The organism is Peribacillus sp. NPDC060253 (genome assembly GCF_042727425.1).
In the GTDB taxonomy this organism is placed as follows: Bacteria; Bacillota; Bacilli; order Bacillales; family DSM-1321; genus Peribacillus.
This window is the reverse complement of record NZ_JBHXAS010000067.1, coordinates 1-20442: the sequence shown is the minus strand read 5'-3', so window position 1 is coordinate 20442 and position 20442 is coordinate 1. Positions and strand designations below refer to the sequence as shown.

Genomic DNA, 20442 nt, shown 5'->3' with positions numbered 1-20442 from the left:
TTATTTCATTTTAAAAAGCAATAATAAATCGCCATATCCCTCTCTTTCCATTTCATTTCTAGGGATGAATCGAAGGGCTGAAGAGTTTATGCAATATCTCGTGCCTTTAGGACTGGGGCCATCAGGAAAAACATGTCCCAGATGTGAATCAGCGTCCCTGCTGCGCACTTCGGTCCGGGTCATCCGATGGCTGAGATCCACTTTTTCATTGACACTTGCTGACATGATGGGCTTCGTGAAGCTCGGCCACCCACATCCGCTATCATACTTATCCCTTGAACTGAATAGAGGCTCTCCAGAAACGACATCCACATAAACGCCTTCTTCAAAGTGATTCCAATAGTCATTTTCAAAGGGAGGCTCCGTGCCATTTTCCTGGGTGACATGAAACTGACTCTCGGTTAAGGTTGTTCTAAGATGTGCATTATCCTTAGGCCAATTTTCTTTTATGAAAGCATCACGTCCTGATCCTCTAAGATACAGTGCATAACGAAATTGATTTTTTCGATGGAAATCCTGATGGTATTCCTCAGCCGCGTAAAATTTCCCTGAGGGTAAAATACCCGTAACAATAGGCTTTTCAAACCGACCGCTCATCATTAAATCCTCCTTCGACCGCTCTGCCTCCTGTTTCTGACGTTCATTCAGATAGAAAATGGCTGCCCTGTATTGCCTTCCTCTATCGGAGAACTGTCCACCGTCATCTGTAGGATCAATTTGCTGCCAAAACATCTCTAATAACGCTTTATAGGAAATGATTGACGGATCGAATACCACTTGAACCGCTTCAACATGATCAGTCGAGCCAGTAATCACCTGTTTATAACTAGGTGCGGTTGAATTACCGCCCGTATAACCCGATGTCACTTTAATAATTCCATCCATTTCATCGAAGGGAGCAACCATACACCAAAAGCAGCCTCCTGCAAAGATTGCCGTTTCATTCTCCTTCATTGTCCTCCTCACTCCCTTTTCCCTTTCATGGCCAGCCATTTTATGTATTATATACCAGCACGCAAATCACCTTCAAATTCCAAAAATAAAAGAGGCACTTAGGAGTAAACCCAAGTGCCTCTTATCAATACCGTTACTTAAAGTATCACACTGACGATGATTGCAGATAGGATGCTGACAAGAGTCGCACCGTATAGCAACTTCAAGCCGAAACGAGCCACAACATTTCCTTGTTTTTCATGTAGGCCTTTAACAGCACCTGCAATGATTCCGATAGATGAAAAATTCGCGAATGAAACCAAGAAAACCGAAACAATTCCTATCGTCCTTTCGCTCAAGGCTGCTGATGCGTCCCCTAGGCTCAGCATGGCAACAAATTCATTAGTTACTAGCTTTGTCGCCATGATTCCGCCTGCAGTCACGGTTTCTGAAATCGGTATCCCCATGATAAAGGCAAACGGGGCAAAAATATACCCCAAGATGTCTTGGAAACTGATGCCGAAGATCATATCGAATAAGCTGTTGATTCCTGCAATTAGTGCAACGAAACCAATTAACATCGCGGCTACAGTGATAGCAACCTTAAATCCATCCATGATATATTCCCCAAGCATTTCGAAGAACGACTGTTTCTCTGCCCCTACTTCAACAGGGAGAATATCATCCTCATCCGTTACCGTATAAGGGTTAATAATGGATGCAATGATAAATCCACCAAACATGTTAATAACAATAGCCGTCACAACATACTTTGGTTCAATCATGGTCATATAAGCACCGACAATCGACATCGATACGGTTGACATGGCTGACGCACAAAGAGTATACATACGTGATGGCGGAATGGAACCGAGTTGCTTCTTCAAGGTAATGAAAACCTCGGATTGGCCGACAATTGCTGATGCGACCGCATTGTAAGATTCCAATTTCCCCATTCCATTAACCTTACTCAGCAGGAATCCTATCCACTTCATGACGAACGGAAGGATTTTGAAGTGCTGTAATATCCCGATTAATGCCGAGATGAATACGATAGGAAGAAGGACATTTAAAAAGAAGGGCGATGCTCCTTCGTTTACAATCCCACCAAATACAAATGTAATCCCTTCATTTGCCCATTCTAATAGTTTTCCAAAACCATCGGCAATCGAATTGATGATCACTAGACCAAACTTCGTATTTAATAATAGATAAGTTAAAATAAGCTGCAGGATCACCATAAGGATAATCGGTTTAATTTTAACTTTCTTCCGGTCACTACTCGCTAAAAAAGCTAGTCCAAAAACAATGAGCAGTCCTAAAATTGCTATCAGAAATTTCATATTCTGCCTCCACTAAGGTGAATTTAATGATCGTGCATTAAGAATAGGGTACCCTCAAAAAATTTATGCAAACGTTTTCTCTTTTATCCAAACTACATGTACGTACCTCTCAGAAGTATATATTAAACCAATATTTTTTTAAGTGCAATTATTATTTCTCTTTTTATACTAACAATTAGTGACAATAATGGATTTCGTGAATAAAAAAAGAAGGCTTCCCTCAAAAGGAACCTTCTCTATTAGAAAACGAAACAGCAGCTTTCCTTGAAACATGTTTTTATGAGGATCGACTTTTTAGGCTGCCGCTTTTCTGGACATCACAGATATCACCAACCCTGCGCCTCCAATCACAAAGATGATGATGGATGTAGCCAAGCCGCCTGCCCCTTGATAAAAGGCGATAAATTGGCCTGCAAAAGAGTCTCTGCCTTGAAATCCGCCACCGCTTGGCATCTCTCCTGGAGTTCCAGCGCCTTGGGGAGTTGCCCCCATATTGCCCTGTGTAACATTAGGTGTCGTTTCCGTAGTTGAATCTTCGGTTGCAGAACTGCTATTAGTTGAATCTTCCGTACTATCGGAATCTGTTGTGTTGCGGTCAGCAGGCTGACCCATCATCGCCTGACGATTCATGGGTTCATTGCCGCTTCCATTCACATACATCAGGATCCCGATAACTGCTTGTGCCATTAAAAGGACCGAAGCCAATATTCCAACCAAAAAGTGTAACCTACCAAGTCTTTTCATCATTGATTCTCCTCCAAAATTTTCTTATAAGATGATTATCTAAAAAAACCCTTAATTTTTCCTTAAGCACCAAGGAAAAAAGTAAGGGTCTTTTACTATAGGATGACAACTTGATTAATTTTTCTTTTGATTTCTCGGAAAAGTGATTTCAAAACGGGTCCGTTCATTCTGTACACTCGTAACCTTGATGGTTCCTTGATGTGTGTTTACAATCCACTTAGCAATGGATAAACCTAAACCGGAGCCTTCATTTGCTGAGCGGGATTGCTCCACTTGATAAAAACGATTAAAAATCAAGGGGATTTCTTCCTGTGGAATGCCTTTTCCATTATCCTCTACAGAAAGAATGATGGATGAAGCATTCTTGATGCAGGAAAGGGAAATCTCCCCGCCTACCTCCGTGAACTTCATGGCATTATCCACCAAGATCACCAATAGCTGATGAATTCTCTCTTTATCCCCAAGAAACACGACTTGTTCGGGAGCATGGCTAGTTATTGATTTTTCTTGAAAAGAAGCAATATCCGTATATTGTTCCACTATATCAATAAGTAAGTCATCGAGGAAAAAGTTCGATTTTTTAACCTCCATTTGATTCGAATCCGTTCGGGTCAAGGTTAAAAGACCGTTAACTAGTTTGTTCAATCGGCGGACTTCTTTTGAAATGATGGATATATCGACGGCCTTTTCCTCGATAGTCGCGTTCGGTGATTGAAATAGCAATTCAGCCCGCGATTGAATGACGGCAAGCGGCGTTCGGATTTCATGCGAAGCATCCGAGACAAACTGTTGTTGCTGATCCCAGGATTTCTTGACTGGTATGAGAGCCCGTCCTGCCAGAAGATAGCCTGCGCCTATCGCCACTAGACTTCCAATTCCTCCACCAACAAATAATATGAGCAACAAGCGATTAAGCATATCTTTTTCAGAATCGACATTCCGGATGAATTGTACGGTCATTTCTCCATATTCCGTATCGACCTTGGTGGAAAGTGCACGATACGTCGGCCCATTTACCGATATTTCTTCAATCTCATCAAACTTTTTAGGGTAAAATTCTGATTCATTAACCTTAATGAAATTGTCTACACTCAGCCTTGGCTCAATGATCGTATCTTCCGGTCCCCAAACGATGACACTCGGTCCCGGTCCTAAGAGAAACTCACCTTGCGGACGTCCGCCTGGCATGCCTCCATGATTGAAATCCCTGTAATCCTTTTCAAGTGAATCATTGACATCCCTATAGATCTGATTTTCCGTATAGAAATAAATCGTTCTGCTTAATATGGCTATTAAGACAATAAAGACGATAGAATTCAATAATGTTAATTGAAGCCGTGTTTTTTGGAACATAATGATCCCCTTATGGTTGTTTTAACATATAACCAATTCCCCGAACCGTTTGAATATCTTTATGATAATTGAAAGGTTCCAACTTTTTTCTTAGATGATGGATGAACACTTCCACAATGGCAATCGTCGTATCTGAGTCAAACCCCCAAATACGGTCGAAAATCTGCTCTCGGGTCAATATTTTCCCATTATTCTGAATGAGATACTCAAGTAGTTCATACTGTTTCAAGGTCATTTTAATGATCTTTCCATCAACCAATATATCCTTTTCTCTTTCCAACAATTCAATTCCACGATACTTCACATGCTGCTCCAACGATAAAATACCACTCCTGCGAAGGAGAGCACGTATCCTGGCCTTAAGTTCCGGTGCTTGAAACGGCTTGACTAAATAATCATCGCCACCCATCTCCAAGCCTCTGACCCGATCCTCAAGCGCATCTTTTGCCGTCAAAAACAAGACGCTTGTATCAATCTTTGCTTCCCTGATTTTCCGTACAATTTCAAATCCATCCATTCCCGGAAGCATTACATCCAATATAATGATATCGTATATACTTTGCAGGGCCATGAATAATCCATCTTCCCCATTATTCGCTGTATCGACTTCATATTCATCCGTCAGAATTTGCCGGATCGATTCTAATAATGAAACATTATCTTCAACCACCAAAATCTTCATACAGAGTTCCCCTCCTGACCGTTTCAATTGCGATATATGTTGATTTTATCCTTTTTCATAAGCAAAAGAAAGCGGGCTTTTTATAGCCGCTTTCCTAAAATTTGCATATTTATTCGTGACGCAGTGCCTGGATTGGATTCAATTTAGATGCCTTATTTGCAGGAAATACGCCAAAGATTATACCGATTAATATGGAGAATAAGAAAGCCAACAGTGTCACCGACCATGAATAACTAATCGTTAAAGTTGAAAAAACGGAAACCAATTTAGCTATCCCCAATCCAATTCCGACACCCAATAACCCTCCTAAGCAGCTCAAGGACATCGCTTCAATTAAAAATTGAAGAAGGATGGATTTCCGATTCGCACCAATTGCTTTTCTAATCCCTATTTCTTTCGTCCTCTCCGAAACGGAGACCAACATGATATTCATGATTCCAATACCGCCTACAAGTAACGAAATGCTCGCTATACCGCCAAGCATGAGAGTGAACGTATCTGAAACTGAGCTCATTGTATCCATCAGGTCTTCCTGATTGGACACCGAATAATTGTCACTTTGCTCCGGGAATGATGTGGTCATCGTCCCTTGTACCTGATACATCGCCCTCTCTACGATATTCTCATTTTTGGCTTTTAAATATACCGTTCCGATTGTTGTGCTGCCCGTAGCCCGTTCGGCAGTAGTGATCGGTGCAATGATTACATCATCCCCGCTCGGCCCCATTGAGGTGCCTACTGACTTCAAAACACCGATCACTCGATAGGAAACACCGCCAATAAGAACGCTCTGGTCCACCGCTTTTTGATTTTCAAAAAGCGTATCAGCTGTATCTGACCCCAAAACAACAACCTTAGAACGTAATTCCGTTTCCATATCCGTTAAAAAGCGGCCTTGACTAAGCTCTAAATCCCTCACTGATAAGTAGGAAGAAGTTGTGCCTGTCATGGAAACTTGTGCCGAAGCTTCACCGTTTTTAGCATAAACTCGTCCAGTGACAACAGGTGCAACATCTGATATCCCGTCCAGGTCTTTAAACTGTTCAATTATGTCATCCGTCAGCTCCACAGAATCCGTATCCGTGACACTTACCGTTAACAAGTTCGTTCCCAAGCTGTTGATCTCATCCTGAACGGACTGTGAGGATCCCTGTCCAATCGAAACCAGGACAATCACAGAGGCAACTCCAATAATAATCCCAAGCATCGTTAAAAATGCACGGACTTTATTGGTTTTGATACTGCATATAGCCATCTTCACTGATTCGCTCAGGTTCAATCCAATCACCTCCGTTTTCAAATAGCTGACCATCCTGTATCCGTACGACACGTGTGGCTTCTTTTGCCACTTCCAGGTCGTGCGTTATAAGAATGATTGTTTGTCCCTTTTGGTTTAAATCTTTCAGCATTTGCAACACTTCTTTACTTGTCTTACTATCAAGAGCCCCTGTTGGCTCATCCGCCAATAAAACGGGAGGGTTACCTGCAAGTGCCCTAGCAATCGCAACTCTTTGCTGCTGTCCTCCTGAAAGTTGAGTCGGCAAATGATTAACCCGGTCACCCAGGCCTACCATATCAAGACAGGCATTGGCCACCTTCATTCTTTCCTTTACACTTACTCCTCTATAGACCAGAGGAAGTTCGACATTTTCCAACGCTGTCAATTTTGCCAACAGGTTGAAATTTTGAAAGATAAATCCTATTTTAATGTTACGAATAGCAGCTAACTCATTATCCTTCATTTTTTCTACTTCTTTTTCATCTAGAAGGTATTCACCTGTATCAGGCTTATCAAGGCAGCCAAGCATATTCATGAACGTCGATTTCCCTGATCCGGATGGTCCGATGATAGAAATGAAATCCCCTTTATTGATTGTAAGACATACATCTTGAAGTGCCTTGACCGTTTCACCGCCTAATTCATACGATTTAGACATGTTCTTAATCTTTATGATGGGTTTCGCCATATTACTGACCTCCCTTACCGCTTGGCATTCCGCCACCGCTTGACATCCCGCCGCTCGGCATTCCGCTGCCACTCTGCATTCGAAATTCGCCTCCTTGGCCTCCCCTAATTCCTTCGCCGCCACTGCCAGTTGCGCTTTCATTGATGGTAATGGGCAAGGAAACATTCTGGCCCTCTTCAAGACCTGAAGTTATTTCGATATATCTATCGTTACTGATTCCAGTCTCAACCGCTGACTTTGTACTAGCAGCTCCTTCAGTTGCACCGGATTGTTGTATATTCACATATTTCTCTTCACCGTCCATTTGGACTGCTTCAATCGGAACATATAAAACATCTTTTACGCTATTCGTTACAATGCTCACTTCAGTCGACATCCCAATTTTAATATCACCGGGTTTATCAATTTTGATCGTAACATCGAACGAAGAAACTCCATTCTCATATGTACCTTCTTTTGCTACACTGGTCACTTGGCCCGTGAACGTTTCATCTTCAAAAGCACTGGCTTTTATTTCAACTGTTTGTCCTTTTTTAACACTTGGAACATCCAATTCATCAACACTGATCGTAGTTTTCAATTTTTTATAATCCGTAACATGTGCCACAACCTCACTGCTAGATACACGATCCCCTTCTTCTACGTCCAATGTTGTTACAGTACCATCGAATGGGGCCGTTATCGGGTCACTTCCATTCGAGAAGGTAATCAGTTCGTCACCCTTCTCAACCAATTCATTTTTCTTTACAAGAACTTCATCCACTTCATCCGTTACCGATGAAGTAAGGTCCTCACTATTGATTGCGGCGACCGACCCGGAACCGCTTATTTGAACTTCAAGATCTCCCTTTTCTACTGTAGTCGTCATCGTCTTTGCAACGACGGGCTTTGCATTGTCCTTCATGAAAAGCCAAAGGCTCCCTCCAATGACCAACACTAAAACCGTACCTATCATCATCCACTTTTTCATCATTTTGCTCCCTTCAGATTTCCTTCGTTGAAGCAAGTATCGTGAAAGAAGCTTAACTTTTCCTTAATGGTCGGATTTGATTTCATGGTCGTACATTTATGTCAGCCTTTACTCTCCTTAATAATTAACACTATGTCGAACGAAAAAAGATTTATTTCACAATTTTAAATTTACAATATATTCTGAAAAATATATACTGATACTGTTATCAGAAAAATTGGTAATGAAAACCAAAATAATATTCAATGAAGGGGGAACCAACTTGGCATCAAACGATTCAATAGCTAAGAAAACCGAGGTAAGCGCTTCTACGGACTACACTAAGATCGTCCAATCACACTCTTTTCAAGAGCTCCTAAGGAAAAAACGCAATTTCATTGTCCCACTATCCATCTTTTTCATGGCCTTTTATTTCACCCTACCTATACTAACTTCCTATTCTAAAGTTCTTAACACATATGCATTTGGGGCAATCAGTTGGGCATGGGTCTTGGCCTTCGCTCAATTTATCATGACCTGGACCTTATGCATCCTTTATTCACGGAAGGCTGCTACTTTTGACCAATTAGTTGAAGAAATCGTTAAAGAAGCGAAAGGATAAAGGTGAATTTACAATGAATATACTTGCATTTATATTATTTTTAATCATTGTTGGGTTAACATTGGTCATTACCTACTTTGCTTCAAGGCGAACGAAAACGACCGCGGATTTTTATACGGCGGACAGTTCTCTGACTGGTTGGCAGAATGGGTGGGCCATTGCGGGTGATTATATGTCAGCCGCCTCATTTTTAGGAATAGCCGGAATGGTTGCACTCTCTGGATTTGATGGCTTTTTCTACAGCATAGGATTTCTGGTTGCTTATCTTGTCGTTCTTTATATCGTGGCAGAACCGCTTCGTAACCTTGGTAAGTATACACTTGCGGACATGATTGCTGCCCGTTTTAATGAAAAGAAAGTACGCGGGGTCGCTGCCCTTAACACCATTTCCATTTCAACCTTTTATATGATTGCCCAACTGGTCGGTGCAGGTGCCCTTATAAAACTCTTACTTGGAATTGATTATCTATACTCCGTCATCATTGTAGGTATTTTAATGACCGTCTACGTAGTATTTGGCGGAATGACGGCCACCAGCTGGGTCCAAATCGTAAAAGCCATTTTATTGATGGCAGGAACATTCATCATTTCCATTATCGTACTGGCTAAATTCGACTTTAGCGTGATCGAGATGTTCAATCAGATGAAAACAGCCACCCCTTTAGGCGGGGATTTCCTCAATCCTGGTAACAAATTCAAGGATCCATTGGATACTTTATCACTTAATTTAGCGCTTGTACTCGGTACAGCTGGACTTCCTCACATTCTCATCCGCTTCTTTACGGTAAAAGACGCCATCACAGCACGAAAGTCCGTCGTATATGCCACTTGGATCATTGGCATCTTTTATATCATGACCATTTTCCTTGGCTTTGGGGCGGCAGCTTTTGTCGGATACGACAAAATCATAGCCGCGAATGCGGCTGGAAATATGGCCGCTCCACTTCTTGCCGAAGCCATCGGAGGCGACTTCCTATTTGCCTTCGTGTCTGCAGTTGCATTTGCTACCATTTTAGCTGTTGTAGCAGGTCTCGTTCTATCGGCAGCTTCCGCTTTTGCCCATGACTTTTATGGCCACATCATTCGTAAAGGTCAAGCCACTGATAAAGAACAAGTCGTTGCAGCTCGTTGGGCATCCATCGGGGTGTCCGTTCTCTCCATCATCCTTGCCTTATTTGCCCAAAACATGAATGTTGCGTTCCTTGTTTCACTTGCCTTTGCCGTCGCTGCCAGTGCCAATCTGCCAATCATTGTCTTCACGGTATTTTGGAAACGCTTTAACACAGCAGGGGCTGTCTCAGGTATGATAGTGGGACTGGTCAGTTCATTATTACTTGTGTTCCTAAGTCCAAATGTCTGGTCACCGGTAGAGGGAGCAGCAATATTCGTTGGAGAACCATTATTCCCACTTGCTAATCCAGGCATCGTCTCCATTCCAATAGGTTTTATCGCTGCCATCGTCGGGACATTGCTGTCAAGCAAGAAAGCTGATGCAAAAAAATACGACGAAATATTGGTTACTGCTAACACTGGAATGAAAGATCCTTTATAAGCGAGATTTATTTATTATATTAAAATATTAAAAAGAGAAAGAAGAACCAGGTATTACCCCCTGCTCTCCTTTCTCTTTCTTTTGTAATCATAATTATCCGGAATGTTGAATTCCTTCAAAATCCCTTAACATTTCCTCTAACTTCGCAACCTTGTTTTCCTTTTACTGTATTTATTCACTAACTGATTCATGACTTCTGCAAAGATCAGTCCCATTGCAATGGCACCAGCCAGCATGAAGACCTTTGCGGCCAATTGGACCGCGGTATAAAAATCATTTCCGACAAAATGTTTCATTGCATCATATGATAAACCGCCAGGCACAAGGGGGATGATTCCCGAAACATTGAAAATTGTGATTGGCATTTTATACCTTTTAGCAAAATACTGGCTGATAACCGCTACGATAAATGAAGCAGCCAAGGTTGCAATGATGCTGTTTATCTCATTTTCAACCAAATAAAAGTATAAGCCCCACCCTAGCATCCCTACAACACCACATTGTATCAATGAATTTTTCGGTACATTAAAAATGACTCCAAAGGCGGCTGAGGCAATGAAACTTGTAATAAGCTGTGCAAACATCCTTCTTCCCCCCTTACATCATAAGAAAACAAATGCAGCCGATATTCCTGCCCCAATGGCCAAAGCTGTTAAACCTGCATCTGCACCCTTGGAAAGGCCCGAAACTAAATGACCTGCAATTAAATCCCTTGCTGCATTCGTAATTAACAGCCCGGGCACAAGCGGCATCACCGATCCAATGATGATCTTATCCAAATGAGTACCTACACCAATTTGGACAAAGAACAATGCTACTAGACCTACAACTAAAGAGGCAATGAATTCGGCAAAAAAACGAACCTCCAATAACCGATGCAAATAAAACAGACAAGAGAATCCCATCCCTCCCGCAATGCAGGACCAGAAGAAATCATTCCACTGTCCTTGGAACATGATTAAAAAACAACCGCTCGCTATAAAGGCAGCAAAGACCTGAACCCACATTGGATAACCCATCCCAGCCTTTTCGATTTGTTTTAACTGTAAAAAGGCTTCTCCTAGCGTCATTTCCTTGCTGGAAATGCTTCGGGATATACTGTTAACCAGTGTTACCTTGTGTAAATCAGTAGACCGTTGGGAAACCCGAATTAATTTAGAAGCTGGATGCATACCATCCAAAGAAAAAATGATTCCAGTTGGTGTTGAAAAGCTGTGTGAGTCCCCGCATCCAAACGCTGCTGCAATTCTGACCATCGTATCTTCCACCCGCGAAGTTTCAGCGCCGTTCGAAAGCATGATTTTCCCCGCGAGTAAACATACATCTATAATTTCATTGTATTGTAACTGATCTTCCATTTTATCCTCTCCATCACTTTCTGCATGAGTTTCTTTCATTCACAGATCACGAATTTACCAGTTTAAATCCACCTCATAATAGCCCAACTCTTGTCAAAAGGGTAGAAAAATATTTCCTTCGTTCATTATCATTAAGAATTAAATGCAGCATTGCCATCCTTTGTTGCAGTATTCCCTTTATTTCAAGCAAAAACCGCCCAGTTAATAGAAAAAATAATGATAAGAGATGTAGAATATAATGAAAAAAGAATGCAGCAAGAAGCCTGCATCCTCTTTTTATATCCCGTTATCAGCAACCTTTTACGGATTCACGCCTTTTTTGAATAAAGCCATCCACGGTTTTATTAAACAGCTCGCTTTCTTCCATAAATGGACAATGGCAACTATCTTCAAAGATTACTAGTACGGAGTTCGGGATATTTTCATGCAAATGTTCCCCTGCAGCTACCGGAATGACTTTTTCATGCCTTCCAAAACAGAGAAGGGTGGGGACCCTGATTTCAGGAAAAAATTCACGATAGTCAACAATCGATTGGTCAAATAGAATGGCACTGGCAATGGATTCAGGCATTTTGGTCACTTCCCCAAGCATCCAGCTTGCATCCTCCACTGATAATTCATTTTTAAACATGGAGGCAAGGAAACTTTTTAAAAACAGGGAACGATTATTTTGTATTTCAGTCATGAAGGCAATCAATGTGCCAATATCAAAAGCACCGATATCAAAATCGGGCCACTTAAAATCCGAGGCCAATTCATCGACAATCACTGTTGAATGAATATTTCCCTCGCCGAATTGCTTGAGGTAATCCCAGACGACAAAAGCCCCCATCGACCAGCCTACAAGTATGACATCCTTTAATCCCAGTTTACCAATGAACGCATGAAGATCTTTAGCATAAACGGATACCGTATTTCCGTAATGAACATGATTTGACTGGCCATGGCTTCTTAAATCAAGTAGGATCGTTCTATATTTATCTGAAAAGTACGGAAGCTGCCTTCTAAAGAACCGACTGCTCATCCATACTCCATGGATAAAAATAATTGGCCTCCCCTGGCCCTTTTCTTCATAAAACAATCGGACGCCTTCTTCCACCTCAACGAATGCCATTCTATCCCTCCTTCACCATATATTCACAAACCATTCCCTATTATTATTTATTGCGCTTTATCTTTTAACATTCCTTCCTATAAAAAAATATTGTCAAACCTCCTTTTAGAGTTGATAATGAAGTATATTTTTATTGATATCTTCATCCTGAAAGGACGGAAATTTAATGAAGAGCTTTATTAAAAACTATCGGTCCTCTTTAATATTACTGACTGCCATTATTATAGGCGGGATAGCGGGCGTCGTTTTCGGGGAGAAAACCTCGGTCATACAGCCGCTAGGGGACTTATTTCTAAACCTGATGTTCACGATCATCGTGCCATTGGTATTTTTCAGCATCGCTTCAGCGATTGCCAATATGAGCGGAATGAATCGTCTTGGCAAAATCATGGGTAGTATTGTTATCGTTTTCCTGACAACTGCCGCTTTAGCTGCCGTCATTGGATTTATTGGGGCAACCATCGTCAATCCATTGGAAGGCACAGATACGACAGCCATTAAAGAACTGATGGAAAAGAGTTCCTCTGAAGAGACCATCGAAGAAGTTTCATTTTTCAGTCAGTTGGTCAACACAGTAACCGTTTCCGACTTTCCCGAACTGTTCTCCAGAAGCAATATGCTTCAGCTTATCGTTTTCTCTGTATTAATCGGACTTTCCACTGCACTGGTCGGTGAGAAAGCAAGACCGGTTACCGAGTTTTTGACAGCGGGTACAGCTATCATGATGAAGGTCGTCAAAATCGTCATGTACTATGCCCCAATTGGACTTGGTGCTTATTTTGCGACGATAATCGGTCAGCTGGGGCCACAGATTTTAGAAGGCTATGCCCGCACTTTCAGTCTTTACCTAGTCTTGGCCTTGATTTATTATTTCGGCTTCTTCACTTTGTATGCCTTTATTGCAGGGGGGAAAGATGGCGTTAAACTTTTTTGGAAAAATGCCCTGGCGCCTTCCATTACAGCCATCGCAACTTGTTCAAGTGCCGCGTCCATTCCAGTCAACCTGGAATCGGTCAAGAAAATGGGTGTGCCAAAGGACATAGCGGAGACTGTCATCCCACTTGGAGCCAACATGCATAAAGATGGTTCTGTATTTGGCGGGATAATGAAAATTGTTTTCCTATTCAGCTTATTCGGAAAGGATATGACAAGCATTTCAAGTATTTTAAGTATACTTGCAGTTGCCTTTTTGGTTGGGGCTGTTATGGGTGCCATTCCTGGGGGCGGGATGATTGGGGAAATGTTGATTCTTAGCGTATTCGGCTTCCCTGTTGAAGTCCTGCCGATCATTGCTGTTATATCCACGATTATCGATGCTCCAGCTACATTGCTTAACTCAACGGGAAACACAGTTTGTGCCATGCTTGTCACAAGGCTTGTTGAGGGGAAAAACTGGTTAAAACAAGCATTCGTTAAAGAAAATTCGGCCGTATGATTCTATAAAACATCGAACTGATTCCTGGTTAACCAGGAGTCAGTTTTTTCATTTTCACGACTTCCCCTAAAAACAGTTCATTAATTGACAAGGGGTTCCTTCCCATTACATAGAATTAAACATTGAAGGAGGGAATGAAATGCTAATGAAAAGCTTACCTGCTGCAATTCTTATCACGGGACTATTATATATTTTTTTTATACCGGAAGAACCTTTAATCATTAAAATCATGTTCAAGATCATTCCCATGTTATTGATTTTTCTTTTTGCCTACAAAACAGAGGGTAGACGGGATCGTTACCAATCCTTAATACTTCTTGGTTTATTCTTTTGCATGCTTGGAGATGGTTTGTTAATCTGGTTCGTCATCGGCCTTTCCGCCTTCTTAATCGGCCACCTTTTCTATATTGCGGCATTCTTTAAACTATGGACCTTTTCATGGCTTCGATTCGCTACGATTTTTCCTATTGGCATTTACTCTACTTGGATTGGTCATGAAATTGTAGTTTCTTTAATTGAAAAAGGTGAAAGTAGCCTCATCATCCCTGTCATCTGTTATGTAACGGTCATCTCCCTCATGGGCTGGGCGGCATTTATGACCGGAAATGCGGCCGCAATCATCGGCGGGGTTCTGTTCGTAATTTCCGACTCCATTTTATCTTGGAACAAATTTATCGATGATGTTGCCTATTCTGGTCCGCTGATTATGCTTACCTACTATGCAGCCCAGTTTTGCATTGCTAACAGCATTCGCATAAAACCTTCTTTCCATTTATCAAAAGGTTTGAAGAGTGAACGGCCAAACTTTTGAATTCCGAATATCCGTTCGTTTCACATGAAACAATTTTTCATTAAAAAAGGCATTCACAGCTCTAATGGAACTGTGGACGCCCTTTTTCAACCTTTAATTTTCTTTATGAAGACTACTTTTAAATAGTTGCCCTCCTTATATTCAGAACTTGTTTTAAAATCTGCCGGTAATGAAAATTCTTCTAGGAGCTCGTATTTCCCATTCATTTCCCTGAAGGCAATGTCAATGAAGCTCTTGAATTTTTTCATATCAAATGTACTGCAATTAGTTGATGCGATAATGACCCCATTGTCTTCCGTAATGGAAATGGTATCCTTCAATAGATCCGTATAGTCTTTTCCGGCACTGAAAGTAAACTTTTTCGATTTGGCAAAGCTGGGTGGATCGAGGATGACCATTTCAAATTTCAAAGCCTTCTTCACTGCGTATTTAAAATACTTAAATACGTCCATCACCACAATATTGTGAGCTTCAGGATCTATTCCATTCACACTGAACTGTTCGATCGTCTTCGGTAGACTGCGATTCGCCAGGTCGACACTCGTTGTTTTAACAGCACCGCCTAAAGCGGCAAACACGGAAAATGCCCCTGTATAGGAGAACATATTCAACACAGTTTTCCCTTTTGCATATTCATCCCGGATTTTCCTTCTAACATCGCGCTGATCAAGGAAGACGCCAACCATTGCCCCATCATTCAAATAAACAGCGAAATGGACTCCATTCTCCTTTACAAGAAGCGGAAACGTTGGCTGTTCACCCATGACAAAATCGTCTTCATCCACGTACTGCCCCTTTGTATCAAATCGCTTCTTCTGATAAATCGATTTGACCTCGACCGTTTCCTGCAATGCCTTAATGATGTAGTCTTTAAAGGAATATATCCCTTTGCTATACCAGCTAATGACATAGTGACCATCATAATGATCAATGATTAAGCCGCCAATTCCATCACCTTCCCCATTAAACAAGCGGAAAGCCGTAGTCTCAGTATCTTCAAAAAAAGACTTTCGGAATTCATAAGCTGCCTGGATTTTGCCGTTAAAGAAGGTTTGATCGACTTTTTCATTTTCTCTTCTGGTCAACACCCAGCCATAGCCTTTGTTCTGTTTACCATAATACCCTTTTGCTAGAAAACGGTTGTTTTCATCCAACAAACGCACTAAGGATCCCTCTTCCTGAAGATCATTAATGTTGGATATCGACTCTTTAACAATCAAGGGAAAACCCTTGCCGATTTTACTCACGAACTTAGCTTTCACTTTTATATCTATTTCTTTTCCCATCATATATATCATCCTATCTATGCAAATGCTTTCCTTCCCATTTTACCCTAATCCCTTTATAAATAAAAACCAGCCCGGTTCCTTAACCAGGCTGGTTTCTAAGAAAACTTTAATTATGAAACTTCTAAATGCAGATCGCCTGGTTTTACTTTACCCATCTTCTTCAATACCCGATGCAAGGCAAGTGTGATTACAGCTGGCAATACCATACCCACTGCCACATAAACCAAGAACGTGTACAACCCCTGACTAGTTATGATGGCAATCGGGGCAATCATTGAACTTAACCCCATACCACCAAGCTCATACGGCACTTGAAAATCGAATGCCAAGGTAGCGATAGGCGCACAGATGATTGCCGCCACAAAAGGCGGAACGACATATAATGGTTTTTTGATTAAGTTAGGAAATTGAACTTTTGGCGTAACGACCATCTGTGCTAGGAACCCGCCCATATCATTATCTTTATAAGACATGACGGTGAAACCGACAAACTGAACGGTACATCCGATTAAAGCTGCCGCACTGGAAACAGGATCTAATTGTAAGGCGATCGCCAGTGCAGCGGAAGACGCTGGTGTCATCAATAAAATGCTCCATACCAAGGCTATGACCATGGAACCGATTAAGGGAGAACCCTCGACCGCAGCGGTGGTTTGACTGCTTATCCATGTTAGGAATGGTGTGGTAACAAGAGCCAGGCCATATCCCGAAACTCCACCTACAAGAACTGCTCCCATTGGGATGGCCATGATGTCCAACTTCGTTTTGCCGATTAGGCGCTTACCTATATATGTTGCAATTACTGCTGCCAAGACGGCACTTAGTGGCTGACCCGTAACAATCGTGAAGGCACCCTCAGCCGTTCTGTGAATGGCAGCACCTCCAACAGCACTTGAAGCCATGGCGCTAAAGATAATTAATGAATTTCCTCCTAGCTGATAGGCGATACCTGCTCCTAAAGCTGGCGCTAGCAAGACCTTTGCGGCCCCGCCTATTGCCAGGAAGACCTCCCAACCTAAATATCCCCCTATGGATTCAAACAATAACCCGATCCCCAATGTAACCAAAACAGCGTTGGCTATCCCTGTTGATGCCTTGTACATTCGATCGCTGATGTATTTTTTCCTGCTCACTTTATCTCCACTCCTTGTAATCATCAGAATATTCTATTTAAAAAAACCAAAAAAAATCAATTTCTCCATATTAAAAGTCTAAGCAATATATCTATCCGCTACCTATAGTCTGTCAGTATAATAACATGAATTTTCTGATAATGTAAGCACTAATTTTATTCTAATAAAATAAAAACGCTTTCACAAATAAGGTTTTTACACGGTTTCACACAATAAAAACTAATATTGTATTATTTCAAAATAAATTATCTCTTGCTGCAGCGGTCCAATAGCGATAAAAAAAAGAACCCGATTTATAGGATTCCCTCACTAGCTGGTTTATGACCTTTCCAATAGTTACCCATTTTAATATTTTTAAGGATTTTCTATTGAAAACCTTCCAATGTTGCAAAAGTGTCCCTCAGAAATTGGTAAAACAATTTCTCCGTTGGCATCAGTTCCCTATCAGTTGGAATAATGACCCCTACAGCCCTGGTAACGGATGGATCCACTAACGGCAATTTAACCGTAAAACGAGGCAAGCTATCAATCAATGAAATCTCAGGTATCAAGGTTATACCCAGTCCTGCTGCCACAAGGCCTTTTATAGCATCCGTATCTTTCCCTTCAAATGCCACTTCCGGTTCAAAACCATGCAGTTTGCAAGCGTTCATAACAAGATCCCTCAAAACATATCCCTTTGGAGATAGGATGAATGGATTTCCTTGAAGCTCATTTAAGCTTAGTGATTTCTTCAAGGCCAAAGGATGACTTTCTGGTAAAAGGGCAACTAAGTTCTCAATAAATAGCGTTTCACCTTTGATTTTCTTTTCATTACTCGGCAGAGGACCAATCAGGGCCATGTTAATGTTACCTTTTATTACCGAATCTATCAGGTACCGATATGAACCTTGCTTCAATGCGAACTTCGCCTGCGGGTAACTTTCTCTGAAGTCGGAAATGGCCCTTGGCAATATATAAGAAGCTAAACTACTTGGAAAGCCAATGCGGATTGTCCCTCTTTCTGGATCCAGACTTTCAGCCATCTCACGCTTGGCACGATCGATTATATCCATAGCTTGTTCCATATGAGCTAAAAATGTATGTCCTATAGGCGTCAATCTAATTTTTCGGCCTTCCCTGATAAATAAGGGTATGCCTAATTCTTCTTCTAAATTGTAGATTTGTCGACTGACGGCAGACTGGGCAACATGCAAGTCCACTGCTGCTTCTGTCATATGTTCACGCTTTGCCACTTCAATGAAATATTCGATTTGCCTTAATTCCAATCTAAGCTCCCTCTTTCATATCAAAAAAGCATGCTATTTATCTAATATTCAGATTGTTTGTTTCGTTTTTAAATTATACCATGAAAGTATTATATAAAAACCGATATGCATACCCTAATTAATATTTTATGACTTTATCTAAAGGAGATAGAACAATGACAACTTCACAAGCAGTCGAGCATGAGGAATTACAAGTTGCTAGAGAGTTCGTAAGTCAAGTATACGCACAGGTTAAAGAGCGTAACCCTCATGAAAGTGAGTTCCATCAAGCAGTAAAGGAGATATTCCTTTCATTGATACCCGTTTTTGCAAAACATCCTGAATATATGAAAAGCGGGATATTGGAAAGGCTGGTTGAACCCGAGAGAATGATCACCTTCCGTGTCTCTTGGGTTGATGACCTGGGAAATGTTCAAGTCAACCGTGGTTTTCGTGTACAATTCAACAGTGCAATCGGACCATTCAAAGGCGGACTTCGATTCCACCCTACTGTCAATTCCAGCATCATTAAGTTTCTTGGTTTCGAGCAAATCTTTAAAAACTCTCTTACAGGCCAGCCGATTGGTGGAGGGAAAGGCGGGTCAGACTTCGATCCAAAAGGTAAATCGGACGCAGAAATCATGCGTTTTTGCCAAAGCTTCATGTCGGAACTAGCTCGCTACATCGGCCCTGATACAGACGTGCCTGCTGGTGATATCGGAGTCGGGGCAAGAGAGATCGGATACCTGTTCGGTCAATATAAAAAGATTCAAGGCAGCTACCATGCTGGTGTTTTAACTGGTAAAGGATTAACTTATGGCGGAAGCTTAGCCCGTACAGAAGCAACTGGATATGGAACGGTTTACTTCGTCGAAGAGATGCTTAATGACAAAGGGCTACAATTCCATGGCAGCACTGTCGTTATTTCCGGATCTGGTAATGTATCCATTCATGCCATTGAGAAAGCTACACAATTGGGAGCTATAGTTGTTGCTTGCAGTGACTCCAACGGCTACATATATGATGAAAATGGTCTTAACCTAGATACAGTTAGACGTCTAAAAGAAGTGGAACGTAAACGATTGAGCGAGTATGTCGATGCGCACCCGGAAGCAGTATACAATGAAGGAAGCTACGGCATTTGGTCTTTACCATGTGACATCGCACTGCCTTGTGCCACACAGAATGAAATCGATGAAGAAGCCGCAAAATTATTGGTCAAAAATAATGTGAAGGCAGTCGGTGAGGGTGCCAATATGCCTTCAACCCTTGAGGCAATTGAAGTATTCCTAAATAACGGCGTCCTTTTTGGACCAGCAAAAGCAGCAAATGCAGGCGGCGTAGCTGTGTCTGCACTCGAGATGGCCCAAAACAGTGCCAGAATGTCATGGACTTTTGAAGAAGTCGATGCCAAACTGCATGAGATCATGAAAAACATCTATAAAAACAGTGTGGAGGCTGCAGAAGCATATGGTGAGCCTGGCAACTTAGTTGTTGGGGCCAATATTGCCGGATTCCTTAAAGTGGCGGACTCGATGCTGACTCAAGGTATACTCTAGCCATTCGTTTATATAGGAGGCGGTTCCGACAGGGGCCGCCTTACTTTTGTAAAAGAGTGATCTCAATTTTGGATACCCTCTTATTCATCTCAATTCAAGCTGAATATCCACACTCAGATAACATCAATGAGATTAAAAACATTTCTTTCTTACTACAAAAAAGAGAGCCGGAAGAGTGAACTGCACCCCAATTGTTAGACAACATCTAACAATTGGAGGTGCAGTTTTTTTGACTAAATATACGATAGACGAAAATTTACATGCAGTTTTAGAGTACTTAGAAGGGAAAAAATCCTATAAATCCATTGCACAAGAAAGAAATGTAGGTTTATCCCCTCTGAAAAGATGGGT

Annotated in this window: 19 protein-coding genes; 5 read left to right on the top strand and 14 right to left on the bottom strand. The window is 41.6% G+C overall.

Annotated features, from left to right (window positions below; genetic code table 11):
* The 8 genes from msrB to ACFWE9_RS17015 all read right to left on the bottom strand — a co-directional run bounded on the left by msrB (position 1) and on the right by ACFWE9_RS17015 (position 7995).
* Positions 1-954 (bottom strand): peptide-methionine (R)-S-oxide reductase MsrB, encoded by a 954-nt coding sequence (gene msrB / locus ACFWE9_RS17050; RefSeq protein WP_230159119.1) that lies wholly within the window; start codon positions 952-954, stop codon positions 1-3.
* Positions 955-1091: 137 nt separating this feature from the next.
* Complete coding sequence (locus ACFWE9_RS17045) at positions 1092-2276, bottom strand: NupC/NupG family nucleoside CNT transporter (RefSeq protein ID WP_230159118.1); 1185 nt, start codon at positions 2274-2276, stop codon at positions 1092-1094.
* Positions 2277-2570: 294 nt separating this feature from the next.
* A complete protein-coding gene (locus tag ACFWE9_RS17040; protein ID WP_230159117.1) occupies positions 2571-3023 on the bottom strand; it encodes a hypothetical protein in 453 nt (150 codons plus the stop codon).
* Positions 3024-3134: 111 nt separating this feature from the next.
* Positions 3135-4373 carry a sensor histidine kinase gene (locus tag ACFWE9_RS17035; protein WP_230159116.1) on the bottom strand — a complete coding sequence of 413 codons (1239 nt, stop codon included), beginning with the start codon at positions 4371-4373 and terminating at the stop codon, positions 3135-3137.
* A gap of 10 nt (positions 4374-4383) precedes the next feature.
* The gene (locus ACFWE9_RS17030) at positions 4384-5055 is read right to left on the bottom strand and encodes a response regulator transcription factor (RefSeq protein WP_230159115.1); all 672 of its coding nucleotides are present in this window, start codon (positions 5053-5055) and stop codon (positions 4384-4386) included.
* Between the two features lie 109 nt (positions 5056-5164).
* The gene (locus ACFWE9_RS17025) at positions 5165-6355 is read right to left on the bottom strand and encodes an ABC transporter permease (protein WP_377357816.1); all 1191 of its coding nucleotides are present in this window, start codon (positions 6353-6355) and stop codon (positions 5165-5167) included.
* Positions 6282-7022, bottom strand: a complete 741-nt coding sequence (locus tag ACFWE9_RS17020) for an ABC transporter ATP-binding protein (RefSeq protein WP_290370588.1) — start codon at positions 7020-7022, stop codon at positions 6282-6284. Before ACFWE9_RS17020 ends, ACFWE9_RS17025 begins: the two co-directional genes overlap by 74 nt.
* A gap of 1 nt (position 7023) precedes the next feature.
* Complete coding sequence (locus tag ACFWE9_RS17015; RefSeq protein ID WP_230159114.1) at positions 7024-7995, bottom strand: efflux RND transporter periplasmic adaptor subunit; 972 nt, start codon at positions 7993-7995, stop codon at positions 7024-7026.
* Between the two features lie 259 nt (positions 7996-8254).
* On the opposite strand from ACFWE9_RS17015, the gene ACFWE9_RS17010 reads away from it, so the two are divergent.
* Both ACFWE9_RS17010 and ACFWE9_RS17005 read left to right on the top strand, forming a co-directional pair.
* Positions 8255-8593, top strand: coding sequence for a DUF485 domain-containing protein (locus tag ACFWE9_RS17010; protein ID WP_230159113.1), 339 nt, complete (start codon positions 8255-8257; stop codon positions 8591-8593).
* Between the two features lie 13 nt (positions 8594-8606).
* Positions 8607-10145: a solute symporter family protein gene (locus tag ACFWE9_RS17005; RefSeq protein WP_230159112.1), complete on the top strand. Its 1539-nt coding sequence runs from the start codon at positions 8607-8609 to the stop codon at positions 10143-10145.
* Positions 10146-10282: 137 nt separating this feature from the next.
* Here ACFWE9_RS17005 and ACFWE9_RS17000 read toward each other — a convergent pair whose 3' ends face one another.
* The 3 genes from ACFWE9_RS17000 to ACFWE9_RS16990 form a co-directional block, all read right to left on the bottom strand.
* Positions 10283-10729, bottom strand: coding sequence for a threonine/serine exporter family protein (locus ACFWE9_RS17000; protein WP_230159111.1), 447 nt, complete (start codon positions 10727-10729; stop codon positions 10283-10285).
* A gap of 18 nt (positions 10730-10747) precedes the next feature.
* Positions 10748-11503: a threonine/serine exporter family protein gene (locus ACFWE9_RS16995; RefSeq protein ID WP_230159110.1), complete on the bottom strand. Its 756-nt coding sequence runs from the start codon at positions 11501-11503 to the stop codon at positions 10748-10750.
* 289 nt (positions 11504-11792) lie between these two features.
* Positions 11793-12617, bottom strand: coding sequence for an alpha/beta fold hydrolase (locus tag ACFWE9_RS16990; protein WP_377357812.1), 825 nt, complete (start codon positions 12615-12617; stop codon positions 11793-11795).
* 166 nt (positions 12618-12783) lie between these two features.
* Here ACFWE9_RS16990 and ACFWE9_RS16985 point away from each other — a divergent pair, with 166 nt between their 5' ends.
* Positions 12784-14052, top strand: a complete 1269-nt coding sequence (locus ACFWE9_RS16985) for a dicarboxylate/amino acid:cation symporter (RefSeq protein WP_230159108.1) — start codon at positions 12784-12786, stop codon at positions 14050-14052.
* A gap of 139 nt (positions 14053-14191) precedes the next feature.
* A complete protein-coding gene (locus ACFWE9_RS16980; RefSeq protein ID WP_230159107.1) occupies positions 14192-14863 on the top strand; it encodes a lysoplasmalogenase in 672 nt (223 codons plus the stop codon).
* Positions 14864-14949: 86 nt separating this feature from the next.
* On the opposite strand, the gene ACFWE9_RS16975 is transcribed toward ACFWE9_RS16980, so the two are convergent.
* The 3 genes from ACFWE9_RS16975 to gltC form a co-directional block, all read right to left on the bottom strand.
* Positions 14950-16149, bottom strand: a complete 1200-nt coding sequence (locus ACFWE9_RS16975) for a class I SAM-dependent rRNA methyltransferase (RefSeq protein ID WP_230159106.1) — start codon at positions 16147-16149, stop codon at positions 14950-14952.
* 113 nt (positions 16150-16262) lie between these two features.
* The gene (locus tag ACFWE9_RS16970; RefSeq protein WP_230159105.1) at positions 16263-17309 is read right to left on the bottom strand and encodes a PTS sugar transporter subunit IIC; all 1047 of its coding nucleotides are present in this window, start codon (positions 17307-17309) and stop codon (positions 16263-16265) included.
* 341 nt (positions 17310-17650) lie between these two features.
* Complete coding sequence (gltC, locus tag ACFWE9_RS16965) at positions 17651-18553, bottom strand: glutamate biosynthesis transcriptional regulator GltC (protein WP_230159104.1); 903 nt, start codon at positions 18551-18553, stop codon at positions 17651-17653.
* Positions 18554-18708: 155 nt separating this feature from the next.
* Between gltC and gdhA the strand changes: the two genes are divergently transcribed.
* Entirely contained in the window at positions 18709-20091 is a 1383-nt protein-coding gene (gene gdhA, locus ACFWE9_RS16960; protein WP_230159103.1) for an NADP-specific glutamate dehydrogenase, read from the top strand.
* Positions 20092-20442: the final 351 nt, after the last annotated feature.

Excerpts from the sequence above, each read along its gene's own strand:
- msrB (WP_230159119.1), bottom strand. The coding sequence starts at position 954 with ATGAAGGAGAATGAAACGGCAATCTTTGCAGGAGGCTGCTTTTGGTGT.
- ACFWE9_RS17045 (WP_230159118.1), bottom strand. The coding sequence starts at position 2,276 with ATGAAATTTCTGATAGCAATTTTAGGACTGCTCATTGTTTTTGGACTA.
- ACFWE9_RS17040 (WP_230159117.1), bottom strand. The coding sequence starts at position 3,023 with ATGATGAAAAGACTTGGTAGGTTACACTTTTTGGTTGGAATATTGGCT.
- ACFWE9_RS17035 (WP_230159116.1), bottom strand. The coding sequence starts at position 4,373 with ATGTTCCAAAAAACACGGCTTCAATTAACATTATTGAATTCTATCGTC.
- ACFWE9_RS17030 (WP_230159115.1), bottom strand. The coding sequence starts at position 5,055 with ATGAAGATTTTGGTGGTTGAAGATAATGTTTCATTATTAGAATCGATC.
- ACFWE9_RS17020 (WP_290370588.1), bottom strand. The coding sequence starts at position 7,022 with ATGGCGAAACCCATCATAAAGATTAAGAACATGTCTAAATCGTATGAA.
- ACFWE9_RS17015 (WP_230159114.1), bottom strand. The coding sequence starts at position 7,995 with ATGATGAAAAAGTGGATGATGATAGGTACGGTTTTAGTGTTGGTCATT.
- ACFWE9_RS17005 (WP_230159112.1), top strand. The coding sequence starts at position 8,607 with ATGAATATACTTGCATTTATATTATTTTTAATCATTGTTGGGTTAACA.
- ACFWE9_RS17000 (WP_230159111.1), bottom strand. The coding sequence starts at position 10,729 with ATGTTTGCACAGCTTATTACAAGTTTCATTGCCTCAGCCGCCTTTGGA.
- ACFWE9_RS16995 (WP_230159110.1), bottom strand. The coding sequence starts at position 11,503 with ATGGAAGATCAGTTACAATACAATGAAATTATAGATGTATGTTTACTC.
- ACFWE9_RS16990 (WP_377357812.1), bottom strand. The coding sequence starts at position 12,617 with ATGGCATTCGTTGAGGTGGAAGAAGGCGTCCGATTGTTTTATGAAGAA.
- ACFWE9_RS16985 (WP_230159108.1), top strand. The coding sequence starts at position 12,784 with ATGAAGAGCTTTATTAAAAACTATCGGTCCTCTTTAATATTACTGACT.
- ACFWE9_RS16980 (WP_230159107.1), top strand. The coding sequence starts at position 14,192 with ATGCTAATGAAAAGCTTACCTGCTGCAATTCTTATCACGGGACTATTA.
- ACFWE9_RS16975 (WP_230159106.1), bottom strand. The coding sequence starts at position 16,149 with ATGGGAAAAGAAATAGATATAAAAGTGAAAGCTAAGTTCGTGAGTAAA.
- ACFWE9_RS16970 (WP_230159105.1), bottom strand. The coding sequence starts at position 17,309 with ATGATTACAAGGAGTGGAGATAAAGTGAGCAGGAAAAAATACATCAGC.
- gdhA (WP_230159103.1), top strand. The coding sequence starts at position 18,709 with ATGACAACTTCACAAGCAGTCGAGCATGAGGAATTACAAGTTGCTAGA.